11 protein-coding genes are annotated in these 16,057 nt (G+C 48.2%); 5 read left to right on the top strand and 6 right to left on the bottom strand.

From position 1 onward, the window contains the following. Positions 1–58: 58 nt before the first annotated feature. Positions 59–709, bottom strand: a complete 651-nt coding sequence (gene hisIE / locus QUA33_RS06330) for a bifunctional phosphoribosyl-AMP cyclohydrolase/phosphoribosyl-ATP diphosphatase HisIE (protein WP_333147387.1) — start codon at positions 707–709, stop codon at positions 59–61. A 354-nt stretch (positions 710–1,063) separates the two neighbouring features. Here hisIE and hemL point away from each other — a divergent pair, with 354 nt between their 5' ends. After that, positions 1,064–2,362: a glutamate-1-semialdehyde 2,1-aminomutase gene (gene hemL, locus QUA33_RS06335; RefSeq protein ID WP_333147389.1), complete on the top strand. Its 1,299-nt coding sequence runs from the start codon at positions 1,064–1,066 to the stop codon at positions 2,360–2,362. 236 nt (positions 2,363–2,598) lie between these two features. Here hemL and QUA33_RS06340 read toward each other — a convergent pair whose 3' ends face one another. Continuing rightward, the gene (locus QUA33_RS06340) at positions 2,599–3,000 is read right to left on the bottom strand and encodes a biopolymer transporter ExbD (RefSeq protein WP_333097014.1); all 402 of its coding nucleotides are present in this window, start codon (positions 2,998–3,000) and stop codon (positions 2,599–2,601) included. Next, the gene (locus tag QUA33_RS06345; protein ID WP_333097012.1) at positions 2,984–3,643 is read right to left on the bottom strand and encodes a MotA/TolQ/ExbB proton channel family protein; all 660 of its coding nucleotides are present in this window, start codon (positions 3,641–3,643) and stop codon (positions 2,984–2,986) included. Before QUA33_RS06345 ends, QUA33_RS06340 begins: the two co-directional genes overlap by 17 nt. A 754-nt stretch (positions 3,644–4,397) precedes the next feature. Between QUA33_RS06345 and QUA33_RS06350 the strand changes: the two genes are divergently transcribed. From QUA33_RS06350 to QUA33_RS06360, 3 genes are all read left to right on the top strand, one after another. After that, positions 4,398–5,882 carry a TonB family protein gene (locus QUA33_RS06350; RefSeq protein WP_333147391.1) on the top strand — a complete coding sequence of 495 codons (1,485 nt, stop codon included), beginning with the start codon at positions 4,398–4,400 and terminating at the stop codon, positions 5,880–5,882. 102 nt (positions 5,883–5,984) lie between these two features. Continuing rightward, a complete protein-coding gene (locus QUA33_RS06355; RefSeq protein ID WP_333147392.1) occupies positions 5,985–7,058 on the top strand; it encodes a hypothetical protein in 1,074 nt (357 codons plus the stop codon). A 404-nt stretch (positions 7,059–7,462) separates the two neighbouring features. Beyond that, positions 7,463–9,502: an acylase gene (locus QUA33_RS06360; protein WP_333147394.1), complete on the top strand. Its 2,040-nt coding sequence runs from the start codon at positions 7,463–7,465 to the stop codon at positions 9,500–9,502. A gap of 150 nt (positions 9,503–9,652) precedes the next feature. On the opposite strand, the gene QUA33_RS06365 is transcribed toward QUA33_RS06360, so the two are convergent. From QUA33_RS06365 to QUA33_RS06375, 3 genes are all read right to left on the bottom strand, one after another. Further along, positions 9,653–10,939, bottom strand: coding sequence for an MFS transporter (locus QUA33_RS06365; RefSeq protein WP_333147396.1), 1,287 nt, complete (start codon positions 10,937–10,939; stop codon positions 9,653–9,655). Positions 10,940–11,172: 233 nt separating this feature from the next. Continuing rightward, on the bottom strand, positions 11,173–12,318 hold the full coding sequence (locus tag QUA33_RS06370) for a PepSY-associated TM helix domain-containing protein (RefSeq protein WP_333147398.1): 1,146 nt from the start codon (positions 12,316–12,318) through the stop codon (positions 11,173–11,175). Between the two features lie 204 nt (positions 12,319–12,522). Next, a complete protein-coding gene (locus tag QUA33_RS06375; protein ID WP_333147399.1) occupies positions 12,523–15,312 on the bottom strand; it encodes a TonB-dependent receptor domain-containing protein in 2,790 nt (929 codons plus the stop codon). A gap of 126 nt (positions 15,313–15,438) precedes the next feature. Here QUA33_RS06375 and QUA33_RS06380 point away from each other — a divergent pair, with 126 nt between their 5' ends. Then, entirely contained in the window at positions 15,439–15,618 is a 180-nt protein-coding gene (locus QUA33_RS06380) for a hypothetical protein (RefSeq protein ID WP_333147400.1), read from the top strand. The last annotated feature ends 439 nt before the right edge of the window (positions 15,619–16,057 follow it).

A 16,057-nucleotide genomic window follows, 5' to 3' on the forward strand; every position in this document is an offset into this window, starting at 1 on the left:
TTCAGTCCTTTATGATAAATTTAGGCAACTTAAGGACTAAAGTCTTTACTACAAAGGATTATTTTCGTCGATCGCCCAATTTGCGGTAAACCGCCCTCAAATCAACTTGATGGTGAGCTAAAGCAACCAAAGCGTGATAAAATAGATCGGCTACTTCTCCAGCGATCGCCTCTTTGTCGTCATCTTTACAAGCCATTACAACTTCCGCCGATTCTTCGCCAATTTTCTTGAGAATCTTGTTGTCGCCACCCTCGAACAACTTGCAAGTATAAGAACTTTCGTTAGGATTGTCGCGGCGATCGCAAATTACGGCAAATAATTGAGATAACATATCCCCTGGCGGCGGTGAAATTTCCCCATCAACTTGGTGGAAACAACTTCTTTCTCCTGTGTGACAAGCAATATCTCCGACTTGTTCGACAGTGATTAGCAAAGTATCACTATCGCAGTCGTAACGCAGCCCTTGGACATTTTGAACGTGTCCCGAAGTCGCGCCTTTTGGCCATAATTCAGCGCGCGATCGACTCCAGAACCAAGTTTGCCCGGTAGAGAGCGTTTTTTGCAGCGACTCCCGGTTCATCCAGGCCATCATTAACACCGTACCGTCCAAATAATCTTGGACGATCGCAGGAACTAAACCGCGATCGTCGTAACGAATCTTTTCAATTGGGATCGATCGGCTCAAACTCGATAAATCAGTAGCAGACATAATTTTCTTTGAAAGTTGTAATATACATTAACGCTTTCTTGTCGGATATTTTTTTTATTAACCGCAGAGAACGCAGAGGACGCAGAGGAAGAGAAGAGAGGAGATTGAGGAAGTGATGGACAAATTGTCAAGAACTATTTTACAAAATATTACACTTTATGGCGATTCCCTACGGGATAGCTTCGCTTCACGGTGCTAGTGCGACAAAGCCTAAAAAACCCAAGCTAGTATTGCTACTCATTGGTTTGTACCCTAAAATCTACTAGAATAGTTTCCTTGAATCGACCTAACCTTTATGTTGAACTGGCTATAAAATTATTCTACCAACAACAGACGTTCACTAAGGAGAAAACATTGGTTTCCACAACCTTGAAAACTACCAAATCAGAAGAAATTTTCGCTGCAGCCCAGAAGTTGATGCCAGGTGGCGTCAGTTCCCCCGTCCGCGCCTTCAAATCCGTAGGCGGACAGCCCATCGTCTTTGACAGGGTAAAAGGAGCCTACATTTGGGATGTTGACGAAAACCAATACATCGACTACGTAGGAACTTGGGGCCCGGCTATCTGCGGCCACGCGCACCCGGAAGTCATCAAAGCCTTGCACGAATCTTTAGAAAAAGGTACGAGTTTCGGCGCACCGTCGCTGTTGGAAAACGTGCTCGCCGAAATGGTCATCGATGCCGTTCCCAGCATTGAAATGGTGCGATTTGTCAACTCCGGCACCGAAGCCTGTATGGCCGTTTTGCGGCTGATGCGAGCTTTCACTGGACGCGATAAACTGATTAAATTTGAAGGCTGCTATCACGGGCACGCCGATATGTTCTTGGTAAAAGCCGGTTCCGGCGTCGCAACTCTGGGCCTTCCCGACTCACCGGGCGTCCCGAAATCCGCTACTGCTAATACCCTCAACGCTCCCTACAATGACTTAGAAGCAGTCAAAGCTTTATTTGCCGAAAATCCCGGCGAGATAGCAGGTGTAATTCTCGAACCAGTGGTGGGGAATGCCGGTTTTATTACCCCGGATGCAGGTTTTCTCGAAGGTTTGCGGGAAATTACTAAAGATAACGGTGCTTTGTTAGTTTTTGATGAAGTAATGACTGGTTTCCGCATCGCCTACGGCGGAGCTCAGGAAAGATTCGGTGTCACCCCGGATTTGACTACTTTGGGTAAAGTTATCGGTGGCGGTTTGCCGGTGGGAGCTTACGGGGGAAGGCGGGATATTATGGGGATGGTTGCTCCTGCTGGCCCAATGTATCAAGCGGGTACGCTGTCGGGAAATCCTTTGGCGATGACTGCTGGGATTAAGACTTTGGAATTGCTGCAAAAACCCGGCACTTACGAACAGTTGGATAAGATTACCAAAAAACTGTCTGATGGATTGCTAAAAATTGCTAAGGAAGCCGGACACGCGGTTTGGGGCGGGCAAATTAGCGGGATGTTTGGCTTGTTTTTTGCGGCTGGCCCGGTTCACAATTACGAGGATGCGAAGAAGTCGGATTTGACGAAGTTCAGCCGCTTTCACCGGGGAATGTTGGAGCACGGCATTTATCTGGCTCCTTCGCAGTTTGAGGCTGGATTTACTTCTTTGGCTCATACTGACGAAGATGTCGATCGAACTTTGGCAGCAGCGCGCGAAGTGATGGCAAGTATTTAACGTGTGTAGTAAGGATGTTCGTTCTTAAAACTCAGGAATAAATAATTAAAGTCCTTGCTGTTTATTGACAGTAAGGACTTTAATTTTTAACTGCTTTATCAAATAAAGTCCTGAATTGTACTGACTATTCAGGACTAGCTCTCAATCAGGTTTACAGTTTTTTTTACTAGATCGGCACAGGGTAATTTCAGTTTAAAGGCGTGAGGAAATTACAAATTAGTAATTATAGAATCTCTCTACTTTGCGGTAGCAATCCCTAACTTAGCTCCCTTAATTCGGCGTAATCTATCCATAACTTCCACCACATTTCCGTGATTGACGCTTTTATCCGCATTCAACACAATTAAGGAACTCTGATTTGACCCCATCACCTGTCGCACCGTACTCTCAATCTGGTCTAAGTTGACTAACTTTTTATCAACCATTAATTTTCCTTGAGCATCAATAGTGACGGTAATTTTAGCAGGCGAGTCCTGAACTTGAGAGGTTGATGCTTTCGGTAAATTTACGGGCAGACCCTCGGATTTGGATAAAGACATAGAGGAAACAATTAGAAATGTCAATATGGCGAAGACCACATCAATCATTGGCACGATGTTAATTTGGGGAATATTATCAGGTTCATCGGGTAGGCGCATAATTAGATTCTCTTAGTAGTTGTTCGTAGCGGTGACGGTACAATAGCTCTAACTGGCCGGAGGCTTCCTGAATAAAAGCTATCTGCTGTAAGTAAAACCCGCGAAACATATTGGCAAATAAGAGTGTAAAGATTGCCACCACTAACCCTATTGCTGTAGAGACGAGGGCTTCACTAATCCCAGAAGTAACGCCTGCAGCATTGGTGCCCGTGGCATCCCCCAGTTTGAGCGAGGAAAAGGTGGTAATTAACCCCAAAACTGTTCCGAGCAACCCAAATAGTGGGGAAAGGCTGATAATGGTGTCAAATATTGTATTGAATCGCTTCAGGATAGGGATTTCTGCCTGAGCGCCACTCTCTAGGGCCAAACGAAATTCTTCGATGTTGGGCGAGTCTAATTCTAAAGCTTCTAAAAAAATCCGGGCTAGGGGCAAATCGCCGTTTACTTGTAACTTTTTGATGGCGGAATCGGGATGTTGACTGTAGACCTGTAGCACTTCTCGCACAACTCGCCGCTGCCGCCGATTTACCCTAAACCAAAAGGCAAGACGCTCTATGATCAGGGCGACTGCTGCGATAGACGAGGCAAATAGCGGCCAAGCAACAATGCCTGCGGCCTTAAAAATGTAAATGAGACTATCCATTGGTTTGTACTCTCGCTAGCTCTGTTGAAAGATCGCAAGCTGCCTAATGCTGCAATTAGCCCGATGATCTAAGGCTGGTAAAGTTTCTGCGTCAAGTCGGCACAAGTGATTTAGACGGAGAATTGTTTCACTCAAGCACGATCGCACTACCTGTATGTGACTATCTTCGTCTTTACCCAAAATTCTTCTACTGCGATCGCGACCGAGAACGCGACCGATTTTTCTGCCAGTCCTTTTTTGCTAAAGATTTGCGTTAGAACTTGACAAAAACCTTCAATAACTTAAAAGATTCTCAACTAGGTTTCCACAAAATTCAGCCTTTGTCAAGCCATCGTCCACTCTTTAAAATAAATATTTATTATTAAAAATATATTACTATATTAAGTCTACTTATATTTAAGTATTCTCTGAAAAGCTTGAAAATTTTGAAATTTGTTGGTAGAGTCCGGGCTAAAGTATTGTATTTAAGGCATTGTGGAAGGTTGCCCTGCCACAATGAGAACATTAACAGCACCTACGAGAGCGACGTAGGCGCACCCAAAGGAAATGCTGATTGGTAGCGTCTACTCGCTATATCAAAATAAAATAATGAAAATTAATTGCAAGAGTCTTGAAAAGGGTGACAGTCTTCTTATAGGATGGGTAGGTTCATAATTGATAGCAAGCTCAACCGGAAGTGGGTAGCTTGTTTCGGGTTATGTGGGGGAGCCAGCGAGGACGTTGCCAACCCATCCATCAAGGAGATTGATAAGGCATGAGTTTTTCAAATATTTCGGCGACGCACAGACAACAACAAGAAGAAGCACTCAAAAAAGTTCTGGCGATCAGTCTGTTAGGCTCAGCCTTACTGCACGGTGTCGCCCTACCGTTGAGCCTCAAGTTGGTTAAACCTGCTGAATTTGCAGAGGATCCCATTGAAGTTGTTGTGCTTGATGAGCCCAAAGTAGAAGAAACCCAGCCAGAGCCAGTTATTCCAGAAAAGGTATCTCCCCCACCTGAGACCTTCAAACCAGAACCGCCACCAGAGCCAACTCCCGCAGAGGAGCCACCCGTAGCAGCAACGCCACCACCGATTCCAGAGGAGCCACCCGTAGCGGTAACGCCACCGCCGATTCCAGAGGAGCCACCCGCAGCGGTAACGCCACCGCCGATTCCAGAGGAGCCACCCGCAGCGGTAACGCCACCACCAGAGATTAAGAAAGAGCCACCCGTAGCGGAAACTCCGCCACCAACTCCAGTGGAGCCTTCCCCTCTACCTAAACAAAATTTAAATTCCCCAGAAACTCCTAAAACGCCGATCGCCAACGAACCCGAAACCCCCTCCCCCGCTCCTCCAAAAAGCGAACCACCCGTTCCTGACTCCCGCCCCAAGGGCGCTGGGAATCCCCGAGACTTTACACAAGATGCTGGAAATCCTAACTCCTCAGACAGCCCTGAAAAAAATAACCCGCTCTCGTCGCCATCTGCTTCGGCGGGTAGCGGAGAGCCTTCCTCAGAGCCATTAAATCCTTCTTCCGGACCCATACAGCGATCGCCCGGGGCTGGGTCGCCAGTCACAGCTACTAGGCCAGGAGGCGGTGGCAATTCTGGAAATGCGATCGGGGATCTGACAAACCCATCCTCCTCTGAAAGCCCCGGAGGAAGTGGATCGAACTCGCCATCCGGTGCTAGCGAAAATGGCGACATACCTTCCTCAGAGCCATTTGCTGCTGGTTCGGGGCGAGCGCCCCGAGCACCTGCGGCTGGGTCGCCAGTCACGGCCACCAGGCCAGGAGGCGGCGGCAATTCTAGAAATGCGATCGGAGATGTAGGAAACCTCCCCTCCTCTGGTAGCCCCGGAGGAAGTGCGTCGAACTCATCACCCGGTGGAGGTGGAAATGGCGGGGGGGGTTCGTCACAGCCATTGGGCAGCGGTTCCGGGCCAATGCCAAAACCGACAAATCCAGGAAGAGGGAGGAGTCCTTCGGGCCCTTCCGGCCGGCTTCCCGACACTTGCATTAGCTGCGGTAGACCTGAATATCCGAGCGCAGCCCGAGAAGAAGGGCGGCAAGGCGAAGTGGAAGTCGTGTTTGACATTGACCCCAACGGTAAGCCATTCAACATCAAGATCTCGACTCCTAGCAAATACAACGACTTGAATCGCGCAGTGATTAAAGCAGTAGAAAAATGGAAACTTGCCTCATCAGAGAGTGGCATTAAAGGAGAAAGAGCATCCATTACCTTCCAGCTTGATGACTAGGGATTTTTTTGAGACTCTAGCAATTTGGCTGGGAATTCTCTAGCACCGTCAAAGGAATAGCAAAGTTAAAAGTTGAATTTTTTGTGAATTATGAATTTGGGAATGTCGTCAGCAATATTAAGTAAACTTCCGCGAGTTGGACTCGCTCTCTTACTTGGTTCCAACTTGGGAATGGCTGTGTTGTTTGCCAACCCACACAGCGCAATGGCAGGAGTAATTACTTTACCCGATGGCGGACGTTGCGAGGGAGAATTGAGTGAAGGAAAACTCAGCGGCCCCGGCACCTGTCAATATGCCAATGGCGATCGCTACGAAGGCTCTTTTCTCAACGGCAAACCTCACGGCCAAGGCATCTATACCTTTAAAGAAGAAGGTCGATACCAAGGAGAATTTGCCTTGGGTGAATTCAACGGTCAAGGTGTCCGCGAATTTGCTAACGGCAACCGCTACGAAGGTACTTTTAAAAACGGTGAGTTCGACGGTACAGGAACTTTTACGTCAACTAACGGCATTCGTTACGAAGGCTCTTTTACCAATGGTTATCCCAGCGGTCGAGGGGCTTTTACGTTTAGTAATGGCACTCGTTGCGAAGGAGATATTAAAGAAGGAAAAGTAAACGGCAAAGGGGTCTGTCAATATGCTAATAAGAACCGCTACGAAGGAGAGTTGCTGAATAACTTGCCTCACGGGCAGGGAATTTATACCTTTGCTGAAGGAGGCCGTTATGAGGGGCAATTTAGTGAAGGGCAGTTTCACGGTAAAGGGGTTCGCGAATATCCGAACGGCAACCGCTATGAAGGAGAGTTTGTCAAGGGCAACACTCAAGGTCAGGGGTTGTTTACTTTTAAAGAAGGGGGACGTTATCAAGGGTCGTTTGACAATGGAGAATTTAGTGGTGAAGGTGTCCGTGAGTTCGCCAATGGAAATAGCTATAAAGGCACTTTTGTCAAGGGTAAGATGAGCGGGAAAGGAGTTTACGTTTTCAAGAATGGCGATCGCTGCGAAGGCGAATTCAGCGATGGTCAGTTCAACGGCAAAGGTACCTGCATTTACGCCAATGGCGATCGCTATCAAGGTGAATTCCTCAACGGGCAAAAACACGGTCAAGGTTCTTATCTATATGCAGATGGAACGAAAGTTGAGGGAACTTGGCAACAGGGGCAGCTTAAAAAATAAGCCTATAACCTATCTCGCCCTACTTGCTTACCCCCCTCCTCACCAATGACATTATGCGCTTTACAGCCGACACACCGGCGTTTTATAGCGCTTTTCAATTTGGTGAGCGTAGGTGAGGCTTTTCAATACCAGATCCGATTTACATAGGGTCTTTTTTCGGATTTTCTGGATTTCTCAAAGAGGTGTTATTTTTTTAACCGCAGATGGACGTAGATAGGTTAGCTTTTTGGGCATCGGATTTGGTATAGTTTTCTCTCTTTCTATAAAATGGCTTTAAATCCTCGGCGTTTTGTTCGTGCAGCTTATTGAAAATGCCGTTATGTCTCATCAGTTTAACCCTAGCCAATTAAATTCCAGTGTTTCTACCACTAAAAAAACAAACCCGACGGATTGTCTCGTTATTAATGAGTTTTATTTTAGTTTTGCTCCTCAATAATGGGACTCGATCCGCGCCTGAAATCGGCAATCAAATTCTTTGGGATACCTATGGAATTCCACACATTTACGGAGAGAATACTAAAAGCCTTTTCTACGCTTTCGGGTGGGCGCAGATGCAAAGTCACGGTAATCTGATTTTGCGTCTTTACGGGCAAGCTCGCGGGCAAGCTGCCGAATTTTGGGGCGAAGATTATCTGGAATCCGATCGCTGGGTGCAAACTATGGGAATTCCTAATCGCGCCAATTCGTGGTATGAATCACAAAATCCCATTTTTCGCAACTATATCGATGCTTTTGTTGGCGGAATGAATGCCTATGCAAAAGAACACCCAGAGGCGCTCACTGAAGAATTAAAGGTAGCATTGCCCCTCAAACCGGTAGATGTATTGGCACACGCGCAACGCGTCATCAATTTTACTTTTGTAGTCGATCCAGAACGCGTTGAAGATCTCGCTGAAAATGACACCCCCAAAGGCTCTAATGGTTGGGCGATCGCTCCTTCGCATTCTCAAAGCGGCAATGCCATGCTATTGGCAAATCCTCACCTTCCTTGGTCGGATTTATATTTATGGTACGAAGCACAACTGGTTGCCCCAGAAATTAACGCTTACGGAGCGACTCTTGTCGGATTTCCAGTATTAACGATCGCCTTTAATGACAACTTGGGATGGACTCATACTGTCAACACTCACGATGGCTGGGATGCCTACGAATTGTCTCTCGCTAACGATGGCTATCGCTTCGATGGCGAAGTCCGAAAATTTGACAGAGAAGAGAAGGTTTTAAAAGTCAAAGAAAAGAATGGGAATTTGCGATCGGAATCTCTTGTAGTGCGGCGTTCGGTTCACGGGCCGATTGTCACAGAAAAACAGGGCAAAGCGATCGCCCTGCGCGTTGTCGGACTCGATAAACCAGCAGCCCTCCAGCAGTGGTGGGATATGGCCCGCTCCAAGAATTTTTCTGAATTTGAAACCGCTTTAAAGCGCTTGGAAATTCCCATGTTTACTGTCATGTATGCCGATCGTCAGGGCCATATCATGCACTTGTTTAACGGTCAAGTCCCTATACGCAAAAAAGGAGATTTTAAATATTGGTCAGGCACGATTCCAGGCAATACTTCAGAGACTTTGTGGAGTAAAAATCATCCCTATGGGGATTTGCCGCGCGTTGTCGATCCGCCCAGCGGTTGGTTGCAAAATACCAACGATCCCCCCTGGACGACGACGTTTCCCAGCGCGATCGCACCGGATAATTATCCCGCCTACATGGCACCGCGCGGCCCGATGGATTTGCGATCGCAGCGATCGGCAAAAATGCTCTTAGAAGATGAAAAAATCTCTTTCGATGAATTGATGCAATACAAACATTCCACTCAGGTAGAACTCGCCGATCGCCTTCTCGATGATTTAATTCCCGCCGCACGGCAAGGCAGTGCTCAAGCGCGCCGCGCTGCGGAAGTTCTCGCCACTTGGGATCGCAAAGTCGATGCTGACAGTCGCGGTGCGGTGCTGTTTGCTTTTTGGAAAAAAGCGATGGATGCCGATCGGTTATTCGCTAAACCTTGGACCGAAGAGGCGCCGCTAACGACGCCAGACGGGTTGGCAAATCCTGCGGAGGCGGTGCGGGTGCTGGAAGCGACAGCAACCAAAGTTGAGGTAACTTATGGCGCGTTAGATGTGGCATGGGGAGAAGTCTTCCGATTGCCTGGGGAGGCAAATCTGCCTGCAAATGGAGCTGACGGTGCTTTGGGTGTATTTCGCTCAGTATGGTTCGCTCCTGGGAAAGACAATCGCTTTCAAGCGGTGGCGGGCGATTCTTTTGTCGCTGCGATTGAGTTCTCGAATCCTGTGAAAGCGATGGCGCTAAACAGTTACGGCAACGCCACTCAACCTGGTTCCCCCCACGCAGGCGATCAGTTGCAGCTATTTGCTCGCAAGGAATTGCGCCCTGTATGGCGATCGCGATCGGAAATTGAAGCTCACCTGAGTTCGCGCCAGAAACTATAGCAGAAGGAAGTTCGGCAACGGATTCTGTAACGGATGTAACGGATGTCAGCAAGTTCGGCAACGGATTTTGTAACGAATGTAACGAATGTAACGGATGTAACGGATGTCAGGAAGAGGGAAGAAGTTAAAAGACCTCTTTCTTTTTCCGCTTTAGCCATCGCGCAGCAGTCGGGAAGCATACCCACCGACTGCTACGAGCAATAAGCCCAGCGCGCAGATAGCGTATAACAAAGCCATGCCAGCACCGGCACCTGTCCCGATAATTGGGCCAAAAATAGCTGCTAAAAAACCGGACGGTTGCATGGCGGGTTCAAAGACGCGATCGGCAAGTGGCCCTGCGATCAATAAACCGATCGCTGACGCCAATTGCACGATAACTGCTCTGGTAGCAAAAACACGGCCCTGTACTTCTGGTGCGACTTTCGCCAACCACATCGCCTCGTTGGAACTGCCGAGGATGGGGAAATTGAAAGACGAACAAAATTGAGCGGGAATCCAAATAGAAAGCGCCTGGCCGAAAGCAAAGACTATCTTACTCAAGCCCGCGCCTGCCATGCCGAGCAGGAAGCCCTGGATTCGGCGTTTGGGCCCGCCCCAAATACTGATCAGCGATGCTCCTAAAACGCCGCCTGCGCCGGCGGCTGAAAGGATAGTACCTAGGATTCTGGCATTATTCCCGGTGCGTGCCAGAATCATCGGTGAGTAGAGCGCCGCGCCGATGTCGTGAGCGAACCAGAATAGCGAAACGGACACCAGCAAGGCAAGCAGGCTGGGACGCTCGACGATGTAGCGGAATCCGAAGCTGAGTTCTTGCAATAGGTGAAAGCGAGCCTGCTGGCGATTGGAGGCGATATTGCTCCGCAACGCTGGCGCGATCGCGGGCTGGGGTATTTTGACAGATACTAGCGTGGCGATCGCTATTGTAAAAGTTGCCAGGTCGATCGTAAAAATCCCGCCGGGCCCGATCGCAGAATAGAGAATCCCCGCCAGCGTCGGAGCAATAATACTCGCACCGTAACTTGCCAAAAAACTTAAACTGCTAGCGCGGCTGTAATGCTTTTCTGGCATCATTGTAGCGATGGCTGCTGAGTAAGCTAACTGCTGAATTTGGTCAAAAATTCCGTTAATCGCAGCCGCTACATATATATGCCATATTTGCAGGTTTTGGCTGATATAAAGTAAGAGGATAGTGAGCGTTAACAAAGCTGAAACTGCATCACCGATTCCCATCAAAAATTTTCGATTCCAGCGATCGACGAGAATGCCAGCAACCGGAGCGAGAAAGATGCGCGGCAATTGAGTAAAAAACATCAACAAAGCCAAAGCTGTGGCTTGACTGGTGGACTCCCAAATCCAAATAGTCAGCGCAAACGCGGACATAGCGCTGCCAATCATCGAAGCCGTTTGTCCGAGCCATAGTTGAAGAAATTTTTGCATTAAATAGGCGATCGATAGGATTTAAAATTCATAGAATCGGGGTTTTTAGGCAGGATAATGACCGAAATCATCCAGGATATAAGCCCCCGGATTCATTCCTTCGCAGACTCAGGACCCAGAAATAAAAAACGTGTATCCGAGAAACTTGCCCCCCGAATTTATCCGTGGGGTCAATGCTTCAATCTAAAATCTAAAATCGATTGACACCCGCATCAAACCGCTCGCAGCTCTCATTAAAACCAAGGCCATTGCTGGCTAAGGGGAGATAATTCTTCATATTGCTGTCTCGCCTCCTTGCGGTAAAATTTCGCTAAATGCCGCTGCCGCGACATCATTACACCCGTAACAAACAGTACAATTGCTGCTAATCCTGCGATCGCGTGTGCCAGCCGCAAGTAAATTCCGCCATAGCTGCCAATATGTAGCGGATAAAGCGAGTTGAGAATTCGATTTGCTACAGAAGCTGAATTTACACTGTCAGCCTGCAATATTTCGCCACTGTATTGGTCGAGATAAATGGTGCTAATCCCGTTTGGGTGCGGGTCATCGGGAAATTTTTTCCGTACCTTAAAAGTTTCTTCAGGTGTCAAAGGCAGAGAAATAAAAGTGGTTTTAGCTTCTGTCCAAACGGTATTAGCTTGCTGTAATATTTCGTCAAGGTTTTGCCTCGAACTGCTAGATTGGGGATGAGAAGTCAATGCTGGCTGCGGCTTTTCATTTGTTAGCCAATACAAAGCCGCTTCAACCGGCGTGTAAAAAATTATCGCTGTCCCTGTAGCAGAGATTAGTATGAGGAAAGCGACCGATACAATGCCAGAAACGTTATGTAAATCAAATACAGTCCGCTGCCAGTGAGCTTGCCAATTAATAGAAAATCCGCGAGCCAAATTGCGCCAACCACTCCACAATACCAAACCCGTAAAAGTTAGTCCTAGCATTACTAAACCGCAAGTACCGACAACAAGATGACCGAATTGTCCTCCCGCTAATTCCGCGTGTAACGTCAAAACAAAACCTGTAAAAGTTTGTTTTCCTAGCCGCGTACCCGTAATTTCTCCGCTGTAAGGATTGACATAAACGCTAACTATTTCGTCACTCTTTGACAGCATCCAAACTTGGCACACTTCCTTCGCTGAGCGCGGCAGCAAGATACTAAGAGCTTGATTTTGCGGATAAGCTTTTTCGACAATTTGCAGGACATTTTCCAGCGGTATCTGTTCGGATTGAGGAATGACTTGCAGGAGTTGGGGATTGAAGAGTCGCTCGATTTCGGGGCTGAAAACCAGCAAGCAGCCGGTTAAAGCAATTACTGCTAGAAATATTCCTACCACCAACCCCAAATACAAGTGCAGTTTGAATGCGAGTTTACGGAAATTCATCTCGAAATTTTCCTCGAAACCGTTAACTTTTCTCATTAAGGTAAAACCGATAGTCCGACCGGGTTTCAACCCCTGGCGAACTGGCGGACTAGCGGGTGGCCGCGAGGAGTGGCAGACTAACAGCTTAAATTGACACCAATGGGTTCTTGGAGTGTCCCTACGAGGGATATTGAATCTACCTCATAAAACTGCAATCTGCTGTAATTACCAGTTAAGGCGGTAATTAACACTGAGAGTCAAACCTCTGCCTGCATAATTAGAGCTGTCCGCGCCAAATCCAGCTAAGTATTGCGACAGCACGGGAAAATATTGATTATTCAATAAATTCTCCACTTTGACTTGTAGCAGCCCTTTTCCCAGTTGAATTGTGCTGATGTAATCCACTGTGAGATAGCTGCTAATTGGACCGCCATCTGAGCCGTCTTTAAAGGCTCGATCGCGATTTCCAGAATATAAAAACTGTAACCGATTGTTCCATCCCTGCAAAGTTTCGTTTTGGAGATAAGCTGTTAGCTTGAGCGGTGGAATTCGGCTGCTATCGAGCGCGATGTAACGGCCATTTTCGTCATACTCGCCTTGAATATAAGTAGCCGTCCCGCCGAGTGACCATGCTCGTGCAGGTTGCCAATCCACAGTACCTTCTAAGCCGTAAATGCGTTCTGGGGCGCGGATTAGTTCCAGGCGACCCGTGTTGCCAACCGGTTGAAAATTAACTCCTAGATCTGAGGTATTGTAAAAAGCGGCAAGCGACATTTGTACGGATTGCCACCCTCCTCGAATGCCAATTTCGTAGTTGTTGACTTTTTGCGGTTGAGTTACTTCTAACGAAGATTCTATTCCGACAAAATTGTCGGGGGGTTCGCGGAGGATGCGGCCGAAATCTGGAACTGAAAAACCTTGAGAAAAGTTGCCAAATACGTTGAAGTTGTCATTGAGTTTATAGACAGCCCCTGTATTAAATAGGGTGGCGTTAAATTTGCGATCGCCTCCTTGGATCTGGCGATCGTTAAAAGTGGTATAATCATTGACTTCTAACCCGATACGTTCGTGACGTATCCCGCCACTTAGAATGACGATATCGTCAATATTCCATTCCAATTGACCGAAAAGGCCAAGGCTGTTGTAAGTGTAAGGAGGAACGAAAGGACGCTCGGAGATTTTCCGGTAAACCCGGCCGCCACTTGCGTCAAATCTCTCCGTGTCGTACAAGTCGAAACGCTGTCTGCTATCTTCAGTAACATAGTCAGAACCCCAAGTTAATCGAAGATTTTCGGCGCGGGATAAAGGAGTGGTAATCGCCAATCTACCTCCTATCTGTTCGTTCTCGGCTCGCGAACGAGTAACGCCGAGAAATGGCCCAAAGAACTCGGACGTGCGGTAATCTGAAGGAACGCCTACATTGGAATTCGTTCGATAGTAGATTTGACTTTGAAGGCTGCTGCCAAAAAGGTTTTGGTTGGTGTAACTTAGGTTGAGCTGTGTACTTTTATTTCCCGGTGTTTCCCCGTCAATATCCAAATTTCCGGTTCGGATGGCGCGGGCTTTTTGCCGTCCTTCCCGGTCGTCAACCCTAAAGTCTGGAATCACATTGGGATCTTGGGTTTCCCGATAGTGATTGACAGTTAGTTGCAGCCGCTGTTCGCTGTCCAAATCTACCCCGACTTTGCCCATCACGTTGAAGAGCGTGCTGCTATCTCCGCCGAGTTCAAAAAAGGGAATACGATCGCCTTTGGCATCGTAAAAAGCTCCACTTCTAGAGAGCGAGACAGTGCCCGTCAGATCGAAATTGCCGGTTCGGCCAGAAATCGTCTGCTGAGCGTTAAAGCCTAGAGCATCATCTGTGTTTGTTAAAGCGCTACTGACTCCCACTTCAGTAACAGCAGTTAGCCTTTCCTCAGTTGGCCGGCGAGTAATAATATTAATCACGCCACCCGTAGCCTGAGCGCCGTAGATTGCAGTAGACCCCCGCACTACTTCAATGCGTTCGATCGCACTGGGGTCTATGTTTCTAAATTCTCTGCCAAAAGATTGAAGATTAGTCGTTTGTGGCACGCCGTCAATCAGAACGGAAACGTCGCGACCCCGCAAAGTTTGTCCATAAGTGGCCGTACTTTGAGTCGGGGGCGCGAAACCGGGAACCTGATTTGCCAAAGCTTCCCCGGTATTTCTCGATGACCCAATCTGCTGCTGAATTTCTTGTGAGTCTACCACCGTTATAGAGCGCGGCACGTTCGTAACTCTTTCTGCAGTTCGCGTTGCAGTGACGACGATTTCAATCGGGTTTCTCCCCACCTCTGGCGTTGCGGGTGGCTGTATCGGTGTTCCTGGTGGCTGTGCTGTAGGCGGTAAGGGTTCTCCGGGTGTTCCTGGCGGCTGTGCTGTAGGCGGTAAGGGTTCTCCGGGTGTTCCTGGCGGCTGTGCTGTAGGCGGTAAGGGTTCTCCGGGTATCCCTGGTGGCTGCGCTGTAGGTGGCAAAGGTTCTGCCGGTATCTCTACCTGCTGCCCTGTCGATGGCAAGGGTGCTGCGGGTGTCCCCGGCCGCTGTGTTGTAGGAGCCGGTGCAGGCGGGCGAGCAGTCATCTCCGAAGTGGGTTTTAAGCTGAGAATCAGACCCGCAGCACCCGGAATCACCCGTGCCACTGGTTGGCCCCTTTCGCCAATGACTTTGATTCGGATGCTGTTGTTATCTAAAGGAGTAACGGTGACAGAAGCAATTCCCGCCGCCGGCTTGTCTTGACGAAACTCATTTCCCCCCGGCAATCGCAGTTGAGCGGTGATGACATCAGCTTGTAAAGTTTCGCCAAAGCTGGCGCTGAAAACTTGTAGGGGCCTTCCATCTTCAGTGTCTAGGATAATTTCAATGCCTTCTGACGTGGGATTGAGGCGAACGCCTGTCACCTGCGCGATGTTGGAAGCGCACGCCGGCTGAGCGACTAACGCCGACACGACTCCTGCCAGCCCAAGGCTGCTTAGTAATTTCTGCGATCTATTCATTACTCTTTAATCAACAATTAATCGAACTTCGGATATGTGGTTTGCGTTGCTTGCACAACATGATTTGTGGCAGCGTTGCTGCTGTTCTCTGGCTCCTAAAACTGACCTGCGGAAGATACGACCCAGTTGTCGGGAGCAGTTCGAGCCGATTCTCCCGTCGCTAGTGGCCTTTGTCTGGGAATGCAGGAGGCGCGTGAGGGCGATCGCCTCAGTCCGGTGGCGCTCTCGACGATCGCCCGCGGTTGGCACCTTCCTCGGTTAAAGGAAGTAGTCGCTGGGGTCTTAATGAGAAAGTGCCTTAATTAGATAACAGAGCACTTGCATCTGTCAAGAGTTAACTAATGAAAACTAATTGCATTTCAATATAGGGGGTTAAACCCCTCACTCTAGTGAGACGCCACTTGATTATTATGGTTTTTTGTCAGGGCTAGACAAACTACCGCCTAAAATGCTATGGCAAAAGTTAGAAAAGATTCTCATATAGGGAATGAGAGGAGTCAATAAATCTCTCAACAGCTCTTGACAATAAATATCATCTAGCATAGGATGCTTAAAGTCGATAGCCGTAAAGCCCCTGAAGCTGATATCGAAGCTGGCTCGGACTGAAATCGCCCCGGAGCCATTGCCGAACAGCCCGATCGACAAAAAACGTGAAAACAAGCGCTAATACCCGGATTGAAGACTCAAACGCGCTGATGGGAGACTCGTAACGCCCGACAACTGTTCACAGAACGTCTATGTGGAA

Source organism: Microcoleus sp. Pol14D4 (assembly GCF_036701245.1).
In the GTDB taxonomy this organism is placed as follows: domain Bacteria; phylum Cyanobacteriota; class Cyanobacteriia; order Cyanobacteriales; family Microcoleaceae; genus Microcoleus.

Bases quoted from the DNA above. Each gene is read 5' to 3' on its own strand.
- hisIE (WP_333147387.1), bottom strand. From the start codon at position 709: ATGTCTGCTACTGATTTATCGAGTTTGAGCCGATCGATCCCAATTGAA.
- QUA33_RS06340 (WP_333097014.1), bottom strand. From the start codon at position 3,000: ATGCGCCTACCCGATGAACCTGATAATATTCCCCAAATTAACATCGTG.
- QUA33_RS06370 (WP_333147398.1), bottom strand. From the start codon at position 12,318: ATGAATTTCCGTAAACTCGCATTCAAACTGCACTTGTATTTGGGGTTG.
- QUA33_RS06360 (WP_333147394.1), top strand. From the start codon at position 7,463: ATGAGTTTTATTTTAGTTTTGCTCCTCAATAATGGGACTCGATCCGCG.
- QUA33_RS06350 (WP_333147391.1), top strand. From the start codon at position 4,398: ATGAGTTTTTCAAATATTTCGGCGACGCACAGACAACAACAAGAAGAA.
- QUA33_RS06345 (WP_333097012.1), bottom strand. From the start codon at position 3,643: ATGGATAGTCTCATTTACATTTTTAAGGCCGCAGGCATTGTTGCTTGG.
- QUA33_RS06355 (WP_333147392.1), top strand. From the start codon at position 5,985: ATGTCGTCAGCAATATTAAGTAAACTTCCGCGAGTTGGACTCGCTCTC.
- QUA33_RS06365 (WP_333147396.1), bottom strand. From the start codon at position 10,939: ATGCAAAAATTTCTTCAACTATGGCTCGGACAAACGGCTTCGATGATT.
- QUA33_RS06375 (WP_333147399.1), bottom strand. From the start codon at position 15,312: ATGAATAGATCGCAGAAATTACTAAGCAGCCTTGGGCTGGCAGGAGTC.